15 protein-coding genes and 1 pseudogene are annotated in these 14,606 nt (G+C 65.7%); 5 read left to right on the top strand and 11 right to left on the bottom strand.

Annotated features, from left to right (window positions below; all coding sequences use genetic code 11):
• Nucleotides 1–4: 4 nt before the first annotated feature.
• Nucleotides 5–394 carry a DNA primase gene (locus GA707_RS14970; protein WP_152179252.1) on the bottom strand — a complete coding sequence of 130 codons (390 nt, stop codon included), beginning with the start codon at nucleotides 392–394 and terminating at the stop codon, nucleotides 5–7.
• A gap of 38 nt (nucleotides 395–432) precedes the next feature.
• On the opposite strand from GA707_RS14970, the gene GA707_RS21845 reads away from it, so the two are divergent.
• Nucleotides 433–696 carry a DUF5703 family protein gene (locus GA707_RS21845; RefSeq protein WP_370460047.1) on the top strand — a complete coding sequence of 88 codons (264 nt, stop codon included), beginning with the start codon at nucleotides 433–435 and terminating at the stop codon, nucleotides 694–696.
• A gap of 43 nt (nucleotides 697–739) precedes the next feature.
• Here the strand turns inward: GA707_RS21845 and GA707_RS14960 are convergent, their stop codons facing one another.
• Nucleotides 740–2,107 carry a M20/M25/M40 family metallo-hydrolase gene (locus tag GA707_RS14960; RefSeq protein ID WP_152179251.1) on the bottom strand — a complete coding sequence of 456 codons (1,368 nt, stop codon included), beginning with the start codon at nucleotides 2,105–2,107 and terminating at the stop codon, nucleotides 740–742.
• Between the two features lie 95 nt (nucleotides 2,108–2,202).
• Between GA707_RS14960 and GA707_RS14955 the strand changes: the two genes are divergently transcribed.
• Nucleotides 2,203–2,610, top strand: coding sequence for a universal stress protein (locus GA707_RS14955; protein ID WP_152179250.1), 408 nt, complete (start codon nucleotides 2,203–2,205; stop codon nucleotides 2,608–2,610).
• Between the two features lie 290 nt (nucleotides 2,611–2,900).
• On the opposite strand, the gene GA707_RS14950 is transcribed toward GA707_RS14955, so the two are convergent.
• A complete protein-coding gene (locus tag GA707_RS14950) occupies nucleotides 2,901–3,113 on the bottom strand; it encodes a hypothetical protein (RefSeq protein WP_152179249.1) in 213 nt (70 codons plus the stop codon).
• Nucleotides 3,114–3,310: 197 nt separating this feature from the next.
• Between GA707_RS14950 and GA707_RS14945 the strand changes: the two genes are divergently transcribed.
• A complete protein-coding gene (locus GA707_RS14945; RefSeq protein WP_152179248.1) occupies nucleotides 3,311–4,246 on the top strand; it encodes an acyl-ACP desaturase in 936 nt (311 codons plus the stop codon).
• Nucleotides 4,247–4,825: 579 nt separating this feature from the next.
• Here the strand turns inward: GA707_RS14945 and GA707_RS14940 are convergent.
• The 8 genes and pseudogenes from GA707_RS14940 to GA707_RS14905 all read right to left on the bottom strand — a co-directional run bounded on the left by GA707_RS14940 (nucleotide 4,826) and on the right by GA707_RS14905 (nucleotide 12,894).
• Nucleotides 4,826–6,391, bottom strand: a complete 1,566-nt coding sequence (locus GA707_RS14940; protein ID WP_152179247.1) for an exonuclease domain-containing protein — start codon at nucleotides 6,389–6,391, stop codon at nucleotides 4,826–4,828.
• 21 nt (nucleotides 6,392–6,412) lie between these two features.
• A complete protein-coding gene (locus tag GA707_RS14935) occupies nucleotides 6,413–7,489 on the bottom strand; it encodes a hypothetical protein (RefSeq protein WP_152179246.1) in 1,077 nt (358 codons plus the stop codon).
• Nucleotides 7,486–7,983 (bottom strand): DUF4365 domain-containing protein, encoded by a 498-nt coding sequence (locus GA707_RS21840; protein WP_226963855.1) that lies wholly within the window; start codon nucleotides 7,981–7,983, stop codon nucleotides 7,486–7,488. The genes GA707_RS14935 and GA707_RS21840 overlap by 4 nt, the downstream gene beginning before the upstream one ends.
• 75 nt (nucleotides 7,984–8,058) lie before the next feature.
• Nucleotides 8,059–8,733: an alpha/beta fold hydrolase gene (locus GA707_RS14925; RefSeq protein WP_152179244.1), complete on the bottom strand. Its 675-nt coding sequence runs from the start codon at nucleotides 8,731–8,733 to the stop codon at nucleotides 8,059–8,061.
• 633 nt (nucleotides 8,734–9,366) lie between these two features.
• On the bottom strand, nucleotides 9,367–11,016 hold the full coding sequence (locus tag GA707_RS21360; RefSeq protein WP_226963829.1) for a DUF2510 domain-containing protein: 1,650 nt from the start codon (nucleotides 11,014–11,016) through the stop codon (nucleotides 9,367–9,369).
• Nucleotides 11,017–11,068: 52 nt separating this feature from the next.
• Nucleotides 11,069–11,409: pseudogene (locus GA707_RS14915) on the bottom strand (IS1380 family transposase); the annotation flags it as partial.
• A gap of 422 nt (nucleotides 11,410–11,831) precedes the next feature.
• Nucleotides 11,832–12,452, bottom strand: a complete 621-nt coding sequence (locus GA707_RS14910; RefSeq protein WP_152179243.1) for a hypothetical protein — start codon at nucleotides 12,450–12,452, stop codon at nucleotides 11,832–11,834.
• A 220-nt stretch (nucleotides 12,453–12,672) separates the two neighbouring features.
• A complete protein-coding gene (locus GA707_RS14905) occupies nucleotides 12,673–12,894 on the bottom strand; it encodes a hypothetical protein (RefSeq protein ID WP_152179242.1) in 222 nt (73 codons plus the stop codon).
• 260 nt (nucleotides 12,895–13,154) lie between these two features.
• Between GA707_RS14905 and GA707_RS14900 the strand changes: the two genes are divergently transcribed.
• Both GA707_RS14900 and GA707_RS14895 read left to right on the top strand, forming a co-directional pair.
• Nucleotides 13,155–13,583, top strand: a complete 429-nt coding sequence (locus GA707_RS14900; protein ID WP_152179241.1) for a very short patch repair endonuclease — start codon at nucleotides 13,155–13,157, stop codon at nucleotides 13,581–13,583.
• Nucleotides 13,584–13,627: 44 nt separating this feature from the next.
• A complete protein-coding gene (locus GA707_RS14895; RefSeq protein WP_226963828.1) occupies nucleotides 13,628–14,587 on the top strand; it encodes a NaeI family type II restriction endonuclease in 960 nt (319 codons plus the stop codon).
• The last annotated feature ends 19 nt before the right edge of the window (nucleotides 14,588–14,606 follow it).

The following is a 14,606-nucleotide window of genomic DNA, read 5'->3' as shown; positions in this document are numbered from 1 at the left end:
CGGGTCAGCGGCTCAGGGTGTCGTCGTCCTCGAGGTGGTCGTCGAAGTCGTCGTCCGGGTCCGGGTCGAGGTCGTCCTCGTCGAAGTCTTCGCTCTCGTCGCTGTCGTCGTCCTCATCGTCGTCCTCATCGTCCTCGTCGTCCTCATCGTCATCGTCGAGTTCGTCCTCGTCCTCGAACTCGTCGATCCCCTCCCCGTCATAGATCTCGAGGGGTGTGACCTCGCCGTAGGTGTCGAGAAGCGCCTCGTCGTAGGCGTCGAATGCGTCCGCGAGGGCGTCGGCGGCGACGATGATCGCCGGATCGTCGTCTCCGTGCTTCGACGCGCACGCCTCCAGGTGCCGTTCCAGCGCAGCTGTGAGGACGGCGAGGGCAGCGCGAGGATCAGGGCTCATGCCAGCGAGATTACTGCCAATGGGTGACAATGGCACCGATGTACGACACAGACGGAACACGCGGACCCGACCCCGCGGTCCCCACCGACCGGGTCATCGCGCCGGGGCCGGGGGGACGCTACCGCGGCGAATATGAGATCCGGGTGCTCGACTTCACCCGCGACGTGACCAAGTCGGACATGCGGCGCCGCCTCACCGAGGACGCGGAGTACGGCCACTGGGAGCTGTTCCGCACCCGCATCTATGTCGGTGGGCGGCGCAGGACCTGGCTGAGACGCAAGATCATCCGGGCTCGTTACTGACTCTTCTCGGTTCATTCAGCCCGGTTCGCTCGTCCCGGTTGACTCAGTCCCGAGCACTCAGCTGGATGAATCGGTGCAGGACGGTGGCCCCGAACTCGAGTGACTCGGTGGGAACGCGTTCATTGATGCCGTGGAACATCGGCGCGAAGTCGAGATCGGCGGGCAGTCGGAGCGGCGCGAAACCGTACCCGGTGATGCCGAGGAGGGACAGTGCCTTGTTGTCGGTGCCGCCCGAGAGGCAGTACGGCAGAACGACGGCCCGAGGATCCTCCGTGAGGAGCGCTTCCTTCATCGCCTCGACGAGCGGGGTCTCGAAGGGCGCATCCAGCGCGATGTCCTGATGCTCCACCTCGATCTCCACGTTTCCGCCGACGAGATCCTTCAACGTGGCCAGCAGGTCGTCCTCGTGGCCGGGCAGGAACCGGCAGTCCAGCGCCGCCGTCGCCTCCTGTGGAATCACGTTGTGCTTGTATCCCGCGCCGAGCATCGTCGGGTTGGCCGTGTCCTGGAGCGTAGCTCGCACGAAGCCCTCGGCTCCCCCGATCTGATCGAGCAGATCCTCGACGTCGTCGTCGGTGTATCGGATGCCGGTCAGGTCGGCCAACCCGTCGAGCAACGTGCGTGTCGACGCGATGAACTCACGCGGCCACTCGTGGGCCGCGATCCGCGCGAGCGCCCCAGCGAGATGCGCGATCGCATTGTCGGAGTTCGGGACCGAGCCATGGCCGGCTCTGCCGTGCGCCCGTAGTCGTAGCCAGGCGATGCCCTTCTCGGCCGTCTGCAGCAGGTATGCCCTCGTCGGCGTGCCGTCGCTGCTTTCGACCGTCACGCTGTAGCCACCGACCTCGCTCACAGCCTCGGTCACCCCGTCGAAGACCTCGGGGTGGTTCTCAACCATGTAGTGCGACCCCTGCACGCCCCCGGCCTCCTCGTCGGCGAAGAACACGACGACGAGATCTCGCGGCGGGAGTTCGCCGGTGCGTGCGAGGTGACGGACGACAGCCAGGATCATCGCGTCCATCCCCTTCATGTCGACGGCCCCGCGCCCCCAGACACAACCGTCGCGCAGCTCTGCGCCGAACGGATCGACCTCCCAGTCGGCGGCCTGAGCCGGCACGACGTCGAGGTGTCCGTGGACACAGAGGGCCGGACGTTCGCGGTCCGCACCGGGAATGCGGACGGCGACACTGATCCTGCCGGCCGCGGCCTCGTAGACCTGCGGCTCCAGACCCACCTCACGGAGTCGGTCGACGACGTAAGCCGCAGCCTCCGCCTCACCCGGCCCCGAGCCGTCCCCGAAGTTGCTTGTGTCGATACGGATCAAGTCACGGCACAGCTGGACGACCTCGTCGCGAGGCGCCGCCGGCCGGGTCGACGTCGTGGACCCACTGCTCCCCGGTGTGTCAGACATACCTGCCAGCCTACGCACCGGTCGGCTTCGATATCCTGCGGAGACAGAGGCGATGACCCTTCCCCCAGGGTCGTGCGAAGGTCGAGGAGGACCACATGGCAGTCGTTGTCGGGTACGTACCCACCCCTGAGGGGCATGCGGCACTCCATGCCGCCCGGCAGGAGGCCAAGGACCGACACCAGAAGCTGGTGGTCATCAACTCGCACAAGGGCGGGGTGTCCTTCGACGGCGACGAGGCCATCAGGACCGAGGAGGAGCTCGAGGCGGTCCGCGCCGAGCTGGCCGCGGCGGGGTGTGAGTTCGAGGTGATGACCCTGGTGCGTGGCAACGACCCGACCGACGACCTCATCGAGGTGGCCGAGGAGGTCGGCGCCACCCTCATCGTCATCGGGCTGCGTCGACGCAGCCCCATCGGCAAGCTCGTCCTCGGTTCGAACGCGCAGCGCATCCTTCTGGAGGCGGACTGCCCGGTGCTGTCGGTCAAGGCCCCCCGCGCCCGCTGACGTATCGGCTCCGTTGCACCGAGGTCGTCGACGGACTCGCGGCGCGGCGCCTGAAGCACGCGAGCTCTGCGAGGCTCCTCGGCTCACGGTGAGGTGGCGAGCACCGACTCGAGCCATCGCTGGGTCTGTGCGTGGCTCTCCAGCCGGACGATCGAGGGCCGGCCTGGACCACATCGCTGCCTGGACCCGCCGCGCGGGCAGCCGCCCGGTGGTCCGGGCCCAAGCGGACGATGCGGTCGCACCGGTCGAGGAGCGGTAGGCGAACCGTCGAGTACTGCCCACTCCGTGTCCTATGTGGACCCGCGCGAGAATCGCTCGACATCGGCGGCGAACCGGGTTCGTTCCGTCCAGTTCCGTCCGCGGACGAGCCCGTCCATCTCGATGTGGAGAGCGCCGATCGTGTCGGCGACCCGGCACGCGAGGGTGCTCTTGCCGGCTCCGGAGACGCCCGCGACCAGCACGCGGCGAGGACGCTCGGCAAGGGCGTCGTCAGCCGTCGGCAACGGCTCAGTGGCAGCGGTAGACGACACCGGCCGAGGGGTCCGGTCCGGGCCACGGACGCGTCACGAAGGGAGGCCGAGGACGGGCGGCGGTCGGACGAGACCGGTCGCGGTGGGTGGACTCGGGCGACGGAAGGGTGCAGGCTGAGGATCCACGGACGTGACGCCGCTCACGCCCCGCACCCACCTGGGGAGGACCCATGCCCGATCTCGACACGACCCAGTTGCTCGCGGCGCTGGAGCCGGTTGCCGAGGAGAACCTCAACCGGCATCTGCAGGTGGCACAGGACTGGATGCCGCACGAGTACGTTCCATGGTCGCTCGGTCGCGATTTCGCGGAGCTCGGTGGCGAGGCGTGGTCGGCGGACCAGTCCCAGCTGTCCCAGATCGCACGCACCGCGCTCGAGGTCAACCTGCTGACCGAGGACAACCTGCCGAGCTACCACCGTGAGATCGAGCGGGCGTTCGGCCGTGACAGCGCGTGGGGCTCCTGGGTGAACCGGTGGACCGCGGAAGAGGGTCGCCACGCATTCTGCATCCGCGACTATCTGCTCGTCACCCGCGGCGTGGACCCCGACGAGCTGGAGCGGGCCCGCATGCAGACGATGGAGACGGGCTACGACTCAGGCGACAAACCGCTGCTCAACGTGTGCGCCTACGTCTCGTTCCAGGAACTGGCTACTCGGGTCTCACACCGGAACACAGGGAAGTTCACCGACGAACCGATCGCCGAGAAGCTGCTGACTCGGGTCGCCAAGGACGAGAACCTGCACATGATCTTCTACCGCAACATCATCCAGGGCGCGCTGGAACTGGCGCCCAACCAGACGATGCGCGCGATCACCGACGAGGTCGTCGACTTCCAGATGCCCGGTGCGATCATCCCGGGGTTCGGGCGCAAGGCCGTACAGATGGCGATGGCCGGCATCTACGACCTCCGCATCCACCACGACGATATCGTCGCGCCGTTGCTCCGTCAGTGGGGCGTATGGGAGCTCGAGGGCCTCGATTCCGAGGGCGAGAAGGCACGCGACCAGCTCGCCTCGGCGGTGGCGGCCCTTGATGCCGAAGCGACCCGGTTCGTCGAGAAGCGGGAGGAGCGCGCCGCCAAAGTCCGCGCACGGCAGGAGGCGTGAGTCGCCGCGCTCGACAGGGCGCGACGATCGAGGGGCGCCCTCCGGGACCCATGAACTCCGGCGGCTGGGACGATGCTTCGGTCCCCGCGCGAGCGCCTACGGCAGGTTCTGCCGGACCCGGAACAGATTGTCCCCCGCGCTCCTGACCTGCAGGAACACGGGGGACGTCCGGTGTCCGAGGGGGGACTTGAACCTGATCGAATCGTGCTCAGGGCCAGCGAATTCGACCGTTTGAGCACGAAATTGGATCTCGTTCGTCCCCGTTGTCCCCTGCAAAACCGGGGCCGTGCCCCCTGGGGGTGCACCGATCTTCAGGTTGTCTCTGCGAGTCTATCGTCCCGAGTAGAACCGGTACTCCCTGCGCGAGTCACAACCAACCACCACCCGTGGATCCGAGACTGGACCGTCGTGATGCCTACGTCAGCTGACGAGCTGTCAGCCGCATCTACAGGAGACCCCAGGACCTGCTGCTCGTCCACGACCTCCAGATCCCTCTCGGCACCTCTGTCCGCTCAGGGCAGCTCTCGTCCTGCCTCGTGTGAGGACGTTTGTGAGGGTGCTGTGAGAGAGACGTGCGCGCTACTCGCGCGGGGTGCAGGTGCATCCAAAGGCTATGTCTGCCAGCCTCTCGGCTGTGATCTTGCCGCAACGAACACACTCAGTTCGGTGAGGATCGCTCGGCAGAGAAGGGTTGGTCAGTGGTCCTAGATAGCGAAAGCCGTGGGCCTCGGCTATCGCCTGCGCGTCAGCGTATGTGACCGGGGTGAGGTTCGCGAACCGGCCCTCCAGGCGCATTGACTCCTGGGACCACTTCCGCCAATAGCAGGCGCGGCAGGTTCTCTCTCCCTCGCCGATCTTCTGCTGGACGTACTCGAACCTGTAGTGGGCGACGTTCTCGCACTGAACACACCGAGTCAGTAGGTAGTCCTGCGGGTGGGTGAACGACTCAAGTGCGATCAGACCCCCTTGCCACAGGATGGCGCCTATGTGGACGTTGCAGAACGCGGGTTTGGTCCGGGTGCGGAACATGGCCGTGTCGCTGCATCCCTCCACCGAACAGGTCTGATCAGTGGGGACCCACTCCCGACGTAGCGGCCTGGGAGGTTTGTGAGGCTTCGGCTCGGCAGGGGGTTGTCGCGCGTCCAAGGGCACCTTCCTCTCCCTCGGTTGAATCGTCAGTTCCTTGACACCTCCATCGGGAAGGACGAACTTGTCGAACGCGCCTCCATCGAGGCAACGCAGGAAGTCGTCTTCCGTCATGACCTCAATATGCTGGCCCTCGTCTTGGAGTTCGAAGGCCTTTCGCGCCTTGCCCGTGATGTTGGCTCCGGGCCTGAGAACCGCCGGGTTGATGTCTCCCACGACAAGCACGTTCGTCCTCTTGGTGGGTGTCTTATCTGCCCGCGCCCCGACGCGAGCGCACTCCTCCCAGGCGATCTGTCGGGTCATGCTCATCAGCGTGCCGGTGAAGACGACGACCCGGCCAAACAGATACCCGTCAGGGTCTGCTTCTGGGTTGACTCCCGGGAAGGTCAGCCCAGTGCCGCCGCCCGAGGTCGCCACGCTGCCGATGTAGATACCGCTACTCATGCGGCCGATGCTCATGTGGTGGGCAGCGGCCACCTCGGCTAGCTGATCCGTGCCGGCCAACTCGGCCAGAGCCAAAATGATCCTGCCCGCTGCCCGAGCGTCTGCTAACGGATCGTGATGGTCCCCCATCTCGAACCCCACTGCTTCGCACACGAACGGCAGCCGATAGGAGGGAAGCCTGATGGCACGGCGGCTCATCACGAGAGTGCATAGGAATCGCATTTCAGGCCACTCGATGTTGTCGACGGCGCAGGCGTACCGGATCACTCCAATGTCGAATCCCGCATTGTGTGCGACCACTACGTCATCGCCTATGTAGTCGACAATCGCCGGGAGGACAGTCTGCCACCGGGGGGCACCTCGCACCGTGTCGGCGTCGATGCCGTGCAGAGCGACATTGAAGGGCGCGAAATAGTCGACCTGCTCCGGAGGTCTGATCAGCCACCGCCGCTCATCAACGGGCTGACCGTTCCGATACCGGATCAAGCCGACGGCACAGGGTGAGCCCCGGTAGGAGTTGGCCGTTTCAAAGTCGATGGCTGTGAAGTCCAGCATCTTAGTCCGATCCCCGCTTACTCATACGAGGGTCGGACCCTTGGCGGGTTGGATGCTCACAAGCGAGAAGGACGTCTGGAGAGCCGCTCCTGTGCCCAGAACACGACGGGTGAACATCGCCACCCGCGCGATCACCTCGGTGTTCGGCGACGCGTGTAGTTCGCCGACCCGCACTTGGAGCGACATCGGTACGGAAACGCGGATGAGGCCACGGCTCTCGGTCTGCATTGTCAGTTCCGAACGAGACCAGACCCAGCCATCGAGAGTGCCGACGACGGGAATCGTCTCCTCGGACTCAATTCCCTCGCGGGAGGCTCGGCTAAGCAAGTCGGCGCCCGCTACGGCGAGGTGAATCGGTGCTTCCTGGCTACCCCGCCGAATCGTGCCCGATACGTTCCATCCGGCTTCACGCACGGTGTCAGCCAACCGAGCGACACTGAGCCGCGCCCGCACTGACAGAGGGGAGAGCTGTGCGACTAGTTGCTCGGTATCTGGTGACGAAACGGCATCGTTGGCGGCTGCAAACACTCCCGCAAGGTAGACGAGCGCCACCCCCTCCACAGTCTCTGGAGCGTCGGTGATCAACGCTGTCGAGTCTGAGTAGTCAGGCTCTCGGAGGACCACACGGACAGAGCCCGGAAGCGGACCGCCTACGACCACGAGATTTCGTGCGTGATGCCTGGTACCGCGTGCTGACTTAACGAGTTCCTTCACAGACTCCGCGGCGCGCATAACGAAGGTTCCAAACTCGTAGGCACGAGTCTCGTTTTGCCGCACGCCGTGGCCGCTCAGGTGCACGTCCAGTTCCACCCGACCGGGGGCCTCACGCACCCGGACCTGCGACGAGACCGCGATCTCTTCGGCTTCCTTCACCGCTCTGCGCCACTCAGTCAGGATTTCCTCTACCGGTTCCTTGTCGGCCAGGGCGAGGGCCTGCGCAAGACGGTTCCATGGCGGCGAATCCACTTCCAGGCGGCGTGGCAGCACCGTCTCATTGGAGCCACGCGCCCAGAGTTCGCCTGAGGGGCCCTCCGCCTTGTGCCGCCATCCAGTTGCAATGAGGTAGTCCAAAACAACAGACCGTGCGCTCTCGGTCATGCGGTCCCACCTCCAAAACCATAGGCCGCAGCCCGAGCCCTCAAGTCTGCGGACCACAAGTCGAGCGTGTCCACAGTCAGGCGATCACTCGCCTTCACCGTGATCGACTTCCTGTCCGGAGGTAGGGGGTCGATCCGTGTCCAAAATGCTGCTGACTTCAGCACCGTCGTCCACGGCTTCGAACTGTGCTCCATCCAGTCTGTTGTATCCGGGGGGACTGACACCACTACGAAGTAGCCGGGGAGGTCGAGCCTCTCCCAGTTGCGTCGCCACCCTGGCCTGATCCGATAACTGCGCGCCCGTGTGATCGGTCGGCTCGTGCACTTGACCTGTACAAACACCGAAAGGGTTGTGGTCATGAAGATTTGCCCATCGAGCGAGTACACGTCTCCGTCCGAAGGCGTGGGATCGAACCGGAAACCCGCCTGATCACATACTGAGCCGAGGTAACGGACGCCCCACCAGCCCTTGCGTCGATCAACTCCGACCGGCATCGCCCAGCCGCCCCCCGAGATCATGGATCGACCCTATCGATCCAGTTTGCTCTCCGCGGGAGTAAGCGTGAGGCCTCAGCGCCGATCCAGGTCGTTCGCGCTCCCCGGGATGATGAGAGCCGCGCCCGCATGCGCTCCCCGGGTGCTCGCAGCTCGCCGCAGAGTCATCCGCAGGCGGCAGTGCCGGGTCGCGTCGCGCACCGTCCGCCGGGGGATCAGCCCGAGCGGCACCCGCACACTCCCCCGCCCGAGGTCCGGCCGCTTCGTCAGGTCCACGACGACCATGCCGACAGCAGCCACGATGTCATCGTGCGCCGGCGGGTTCGTCAATCTGACCGTGCTGGTGCTGGTCTCGACCATGCGCGTGGCGATGAACTCGGCACGCGTCTCAGGGTCGTCGGGCAGGCTGAGCGAGCGGTCCCGCAGTGACCCGTAGAGGGTACGCGCGAGGCGGCTCGCGCCGGAGGCGGAGAACACGAGCTCGTCGGTTCGCACCCCGGCGCGGGTGAGGTTGCCGGTCAGCTGCTCGGCCTGCATCCGGCCGACCACGAGGGAGGGGTGGCCCGCATCGTCGAGGTGGTGCAGTTCGGCGCGGACCAAGCGGGACGCAAGCGAGCGGCCGTGCGCGATCGGAACAAGCAGGTCGTTGGAGTCGTGCCACACCTGGGTGGGGATGACGATCTCGTCGAGGTCGAAACCTAGTCCCCGCGAGGGCAAGGACGTCGTCGCACCAGCCGTCGACGCCGTCACGCAGGGCCGAGTAGGTGCTGGCGTGCAGGTCGGCGACGAACTCCGCGTTCAGATGACGACGGTCCGCTGGAGCCAGGCTGGTCGCGATGATCGGCAGAAGCTCCGCCGCCGTGGCGGCGAGCATGCCCGGGCGGTCTCGCTCGAGCAAGAGCCGCAGCGACTCCTCACCCGATGGCGCTGCCTCGCAGCCGGCTACTTTGGACTCGGTCATGCCGTCGACCGAATCGAGGTCGGCAGCGCGGAGGGACGCCCCGGAGGCGATCGTGGCGACAGCCGATGCCTGTGGCAGCCGGGCCGCGCAGGCGAGGGCGTGCGGGCCACCGCCCGACCAACTGAGCACCAAGCATCGATCGATTTCGAGTTGATGCAACACCTGGTCGACGTCGCCGACGACGTCTACGACCCGACGCCCCGGGCGGCGTGTCGAGCAGCCGTACCCGGGACGCGAGAGCGACACGTCTTGCAGGCCGCGCGCTGCGGTCGGCTCCTCGATGAAGCGCAACCCAGTGGCGGCCGCCGGAGTGCCGGAAAGGAACAGCACCGGCTGTGCGTGCGTGCCGGGTCGTGGAACCGGGCGACTGGTGATGGCGGTGGGGCCGCCACACGCGGGGTAGGCACTTCGGGCGGTCCAACCTACACCTCTGGCGGAGGGTAGTCAGCCGTCATGCCCGCTTCGACCTGGTTGGAGTGAACTCCCGCTCCTTCGAGCGCAGCCAGCCGCGCCGAGATGTCTCGTCGCCCTGCCCCGGGCCCAAGCCCGCTCTCCATCGCGCGGGCCAGGACCGCCGCCTCGCCTCCATGGTTTCGTGCGTGCCGCAGGTGCCCGGCGGCCTCAGCGTAGGCCGCCGGGGCCGTCCCGTAACCCTCGGCTCCGGCACGGTTCTCCTCTGCATCCATGCAGCGGAAGACCAGCTCGAGGTGGGTGACCAGTGCCGCGCCCTCGAGCTCGCCCGGCCAGGGGAACTTGGTGCTCGAGAGGAGCTCCCACGTCTGCTGGCCCTCGATCTCGGCTCCTCGGTTCACCTGGTCGTCCCGCCCGGGATAGGGCGTGTCGGAGAAGGTGGCTCCTGCCGCGTCGGTGACCCTGTGCGTCCAATAGCGGCCGTCCCACCACCTCGAAGCCCCGCGGCCAGTCGGATCGGCGTACCAGCCCTCTGCCGGACCAGCCGGGGTTGGCTCGGGGATTGCTGGCTCGGCCTTGCTCAGGACCTGCGGTTGCGTCGGCAGAGCCCGCCGCTCACGTGTCGCCAAGTCGAATCCAAGGCGCTTTGCCAGCCACTTCTGGGTCGCGGCCCACGTCAGCATGTCTTTTGGGTAGATCTCGATCAGGTCGATGCCGTACTTCTCGGCGGTTACACGTTTCTCCTGGATTCGCGCGTCGTAGTCGGGGTTGCCGACGAGCCCGAAGAACTCAATGAAAGAGCCACCCACGAGGAAGTCTCCTCGGTAGTTGCTGTCGGGGTATCGCGGCTCCTTCTCATGGTCGACGCCGTACGCCGACAGCCAGTCATCGAGCGTGCGCTCGGGCATAGATAGGCATACATGGCCGTCGGCGGCAACTGATCGGACGCCGCGGACGGTGTGGTGCGCTCCATCTGGAAGCACGCCGGAGACAGTGAGTAGGTTGAGCCACGACTCGAACGAGTCCTTGATCCGCTTCGCAGTCGGCCGCCGAGCCGCAAGGTCAAGAAGTTGTGACCGGGCGCTATCGCCGGAGACCGTCTCCAGGAAGTCACCGCCGCTGAAGAAGTTCTGCGCTGGGATCAGTCCGGTGAGCGTCGCCACAGCGCGAATCCAGTCAGCGATGTCGGCGTCCGAGAGTCTCAGGTCGTCCAGGTCGCTTCCGCCAGCGAACGCAGCGCTGGAGCAATATTGGCAGTACCGGATGTTGCTGATGTCGCCAAGTCTGCGAGCCGTTGACGCTCCCACTTGATCTTGGCGGAATGCCTTGTTGCACCTGAGGCAGATCAGGGTCTCCGGTGGTCGCATCGCCTGTTCAAGGCCGATCGTCCGCGCCCGGGCGACCCCGAAGTACAACAGGACGTTGTACCAGGCGTACTGCTCGCAGAGGGGGTCCTCTTCTCGCCAGGCGGCTACGACATCTTCTGGGGTGACCGCGACGATGGCCTCAACAATGTGCCACGGGTACAACCATGCAAACTCGTCAATGAGGCGCCCAAGTACCTCGTCTTGAGGCACACCCCACCACGCAAGGATGTGTTCGTTCGCCGCATACGACGCTCGCGCCTTCCACAGGTACGAGTAGTCGTCAGGTGTCGTCACGCCCAGCCTCCGCACCTACGTCGATCTGCTCACTTGACGATGGTATCGAGACGTCGAGCTGGCGCTCGTGCCCGAAGGTGAAGGTGCGCAGGAACGAGACCAACGTCGAGGGTGCGTAGCAGCGCTCGAAGAGACGACCCATCCCGCCGTGCCGCAACAGGGCCATGTCCTCGAGGGAGTCGGCGCCGGCAACCATCCCCGCCACCAGCGCGGTGACCTTGGCGCTGGCGTTGGCGCCTTTGTCGGTGGGAACGCTCAGCCGCTCGTCCGACAGGGCGCCCAGGCCGCAGCATCGGGACCAGGCCGCAGCATCGGGACCAGGCCGGCCGACCCGGTCAGGTTCGGGTCATCGAAGACCGCTGACGTGGCTGCCGGAGTGTGAGAGAGTCTCATCCCAGAGATGCGCTTCCCCGATCGGGATTTTGGAACCGTCGCAAGTCCCAATCTCCCATCGCGGGAGGGCATCTCGTCATTGCGTCACGCTCACCGCCCCCAACTCACCGGTGGATCCGTGCTAAGCAAACCCGATTCGCATGGAGGCCGCCGCGTCATCCGTCGGCAGTCATTCTCCTCAACAGCTTGCCCTTGCACCTGCGGTTGCAGGCCTGGACCGAAACAGAGGCCGGGCTCCGACAGCAGGGAGCAGCAGTCGCCGATGAACTAAATCTCGGCGGGATCACCTTCGCCGAGTCCCGAACGTGCTACGCCTTCTTGCTCTCACAGATTGATCTCAACAAACTTGGCGCGTTCCACTTCGGTGCGCCGGAGGCGATGCTCTGGGCCATCCGCCCGTCGAACCTGGAGCGCGCGCTGGCTCAGCGGGTTGCGACATCCGCGGCGCGCGCCTTCATTGAGATGTGCACGTTCTCGCGGGGCAGTAGCCCGCTGTCCGCACCGCTAGTTCCGAACGGTGACTTCATGCTGATTCCGAGCGAGATCATCTCCCCATTGCCTACGAACGCACGCTCCTGCGCGCGGCCTCGGCCAGCCCCAGCAAGGCCGGGCAGCTCGGCAATGTCCTTGGCGAGCGCGCCACGAGATGGGCTCAGCGGCTGCGCGAGATCCCGGGCTGTCTCACGGCCGAAGGTGTCCGGATCAACGACACCCAGGGTCGCACGGTAGGCGATCTCGATGTCGTGGCCTGGGACCCCAATCAGCGCCTGATGATCATCATTGAGACGAAGTGGCCGGTTGACGCGGCAACTCTCGCTGAGAGCTTCAAGGTCGCCGCCTTGTTCGACAAGGGCGTCGACCAGTTTCGGCGACTGCGCTCCGTTCTCGACGAAGGGTCCGCTATCGCCAGTTGGCCGAGCATGTGGCAAGTGCCGCCCGACACAACATGGTCTTGGTGGGTCGGGTCGGCCCAACAACTGGACAGCCGCGAGCCGCGGCAACCCCATGACATCGGGACCACGTCGCTTCGCCTCGTCGAACACCTGCTTCCAGCACGAGACCTACTCGATCTCATGACCAGAATGGCCGCCGTGTCTCTCCCAAAGAGGGGGTTGGACTGGGACCTGGAGCCGCGTGCGGTCTCGGCGGGCCACTTGACGCTCCACTACGACGCCCTCGCTCTCCTCGGCGCACCTCAGGCCCCCGCCATCCGAGCGTCGGATTCACAACGGCTGGACGTGATCGTAAGTCTCGCCACGACCATCATCGGTCCGGCGTCCTGACCCCCGCCGCCAAGTCGTCCTCGCGGGCGAGCATCCAGGTCCCGTCCGCGAACTGGATCTCGTACAGATACCGGTCCCTGTCCACAGGGTTCTCCTCCATAAGACGATTCACAGCGAAGTAGGGCTGGCCGTCGCGCACCATAGCTTCGCCGTCGCGGGTGACACGGGCCTGGAAACATCCCATCCGACCGTCGTTGGACATAGCCCCATCCTGCTCCTAACGAGACGACGTCCGCACCGGTTGAGTCCAGCCCTGTGGACAGTTCTCACGATTGACGCCGCGTGCAATGAATCGGCTGGCTGGTCAGGCACTACGTCGTTAGGCCTCCCCTGTCGACGGACGGGTCCCAGTCGATGGCAACTCCGCGTGGACCTGTCGGCGTAACGTCTTGTACGGCCCCCACGGGCACACATCGCGTCCGTGACGGTGCCGAGGATGGACATTCGTGCGAGCCTGTTCGCATGACTCGGCAGGCATCGTGGGCATCTACCCCCGGCCGACGGCGCAACATGCAGGCCAACCGCTCGCGTGACACGGGTCCTGAACTGGCGGTTCGGCGACTGCTGCACGCTCAGGGATTCAGGTATCGGGTGGCAATCCGGCCTGAGCCATCGCTGCGCCGACGTGCCGACATCGTGTTCACCAAGCAGCGTATTGCCGTTTTCATCGACGGGTGTTTCTGGCATGGCTGCCCTGAACACGGGCGGCCCGAGTTCCAGCACAACACGGACTACTGGCCGCACAAGATCAAGACGAATCGGGATCGGGACATCAACACCACTGACTCACTGGAAGTCGCCGGCTGGCGGGTGCTCCGTTTCTGGGAGCACGAGGCAGCAGAGAGTGTGGTGTCGAGCATCGCCGCTACAGTCAGGGCCGCTCGTTCCTGACCTCACTCCGTCAGCCAGCAGTGCTGGACCTCTAGGCTGTCGGCGTGAATGAGACCTGGAACGAGGACGCGCTGCTGAGTGCACTCGATCCCGATCCCATCCGTGACCTGGTCGCTTCAGCCTTCCGTCGCGCTGACCCTGACGGAGAGCGGGCAGCGCAGGTCTTCCGCGAGACGTTCGACCAGCTTTACGACGGGCAGCACACGGGCCGTTTCCGCTGGGATCAGCTGTTCAAGACGGAGAAGACGCACTACGGCACGCTGCTGGAGATCAACCTGCGGCGAGAGTTCGACGACGTCATCGATGACGGTGAGCTCCTCGACTACCGGGTGGTCGGGCATGACATCGACTGCAAGTACTCTCAGACCCTCGGCGGCTGGATGCTGCCGCCCGAATGCTTCGGGCACCTGCTCTTGGTGGCTACCGCCAGTGACGCTGGAAACACCTGGAGTCTCGGCGTCGTTCGCGCAAAGGACGAGAACCGTCGGGTTAGCGAGAACCGTGACGGTAAGACCAGCCTTAACAAGCGCGGCCGGACGCAGGTTGACTGGCTGCACTACGACGCCGAACTGCCGCCCAACATCCTGCTCAGCCTGAGCGAGGAGACGCTTGAGACGGTCCTCGCCCCGAAATCGGGTCAGGCGCGGGTCACCCAGCTGCTGCGCCAGGTGACCGGACGGCGGATCGGGCGCAACACCATCGCGACGCTCGGCAAGCAAGCTGACTACATGGCCCGAGTGCGCGACAACGGGCATGGTGCTCGCACGGTGCTCCGGCGAGAGGGCTACTTGATCCCCGGTGGTGACTACGCGGTCCATCGCGCGGTCGCTCGTCAGCTTGGTGTCGAAGTTCCCCAAGACGGCGAGGTGGTCAGCGTCCGCGTGGTTCCTGCTAAACCTGACGAGCCGTGGACGGTCGAGCTGGAGGGCCGACATTGGCGGGCGGCCCGGGATGGCGAAGTGGTGAGCGTGGAGGCACCTCGCCTCCCCAAGACTAAGAAGTAGGCCGACCGGAGCGGCGAAT

Source organism: Nostocoides sp. F2B08 (genome assembly GCF_009184895.1).
Taxonomy (GTDB): Bacteria; Actinomycetota; Actinomycetes; order Actinomycetales; family Dermatophilaceae; genus F2B08.
Note: the sequence above shows the minus strand (reverse complement) of the source record. Positions and strands in the feature narration are given on the sequence as shown.

Excerpts from the sequence above, each read along its gene's own strand:
- GA707_RS14960 (WP_152179251.1), bottom strand. The coding sequence starts at position 2,107 with ATGTCTGACACACCGGGGAGCAGTGGGTCCACGACGTCGACCCGGCCG.
- GA707_RS14900 (WP_152179241.1), top strand. The coding sequence starts at position 13,155 with ATGACTCGGCAGGCATCGTGGGCATCTACCCCCGGCCGACGGCGCAAC.
- GA707_RS14935 (WP_152179246.1), bottom strand. The coding sequence starts at position 7,489 with ATGACCGAGAGCGCACGGTCTGTTGTTTTGGACTACCTCATTGCAACT.
- GA707_RS14945 (WP_152179248.1), top strand. The coding sequence starts at position 3,311 with ATGCCCGATCTCGACACGACCCAGTTGCTCGCGGCGCTGGAGCCGGTT.
- GA707_RS21845 (WP_370460047.1), top strand. The coding sequence starts at position 433 with ATGTACGACACAGACGGAACACGCGGACCCGACCCCGCGGTCCCCACC.
- GA707_RS14970 (WP_152179252.1), bottom strand. The coding sequence starts at position 394 with ATGAGCCCTGATCCTCGCGCTGCCCTCGCCGTCCTCACAGCTGCGCTG.
- GA707_RS14940 (WP_152179247.1), bottom strand. The coding sequence starts at position 6,391 with ATGCTGGACTTCACAGCCATCGACTTTGAAACGGCCAACTCCTACCGG.
- GA707_RS21840 (WP_226963855.1), bottom strand. The coding sequence starts at position 7,983 with ATGCCGGTCGGAGTTGATCGACGCAAGGGCTGGTGGGGCGTCCGTTAC.
- GA707_RS14955 (WP_152179250.1), top strand. The coding sequence starts at position 2,203 with ATGGCAGTCGTTGTCGGGTACGTACCCACCCCTGAGGGGCATGCGGCA.
- GA707_RS14905 (WP_152179242.1), bottom strand. The coding sequence starts at position 12,894 with ATGTCCAACGACGGTCGGATGGGATGTTTCCAGGCCCGTGTCACCCGC.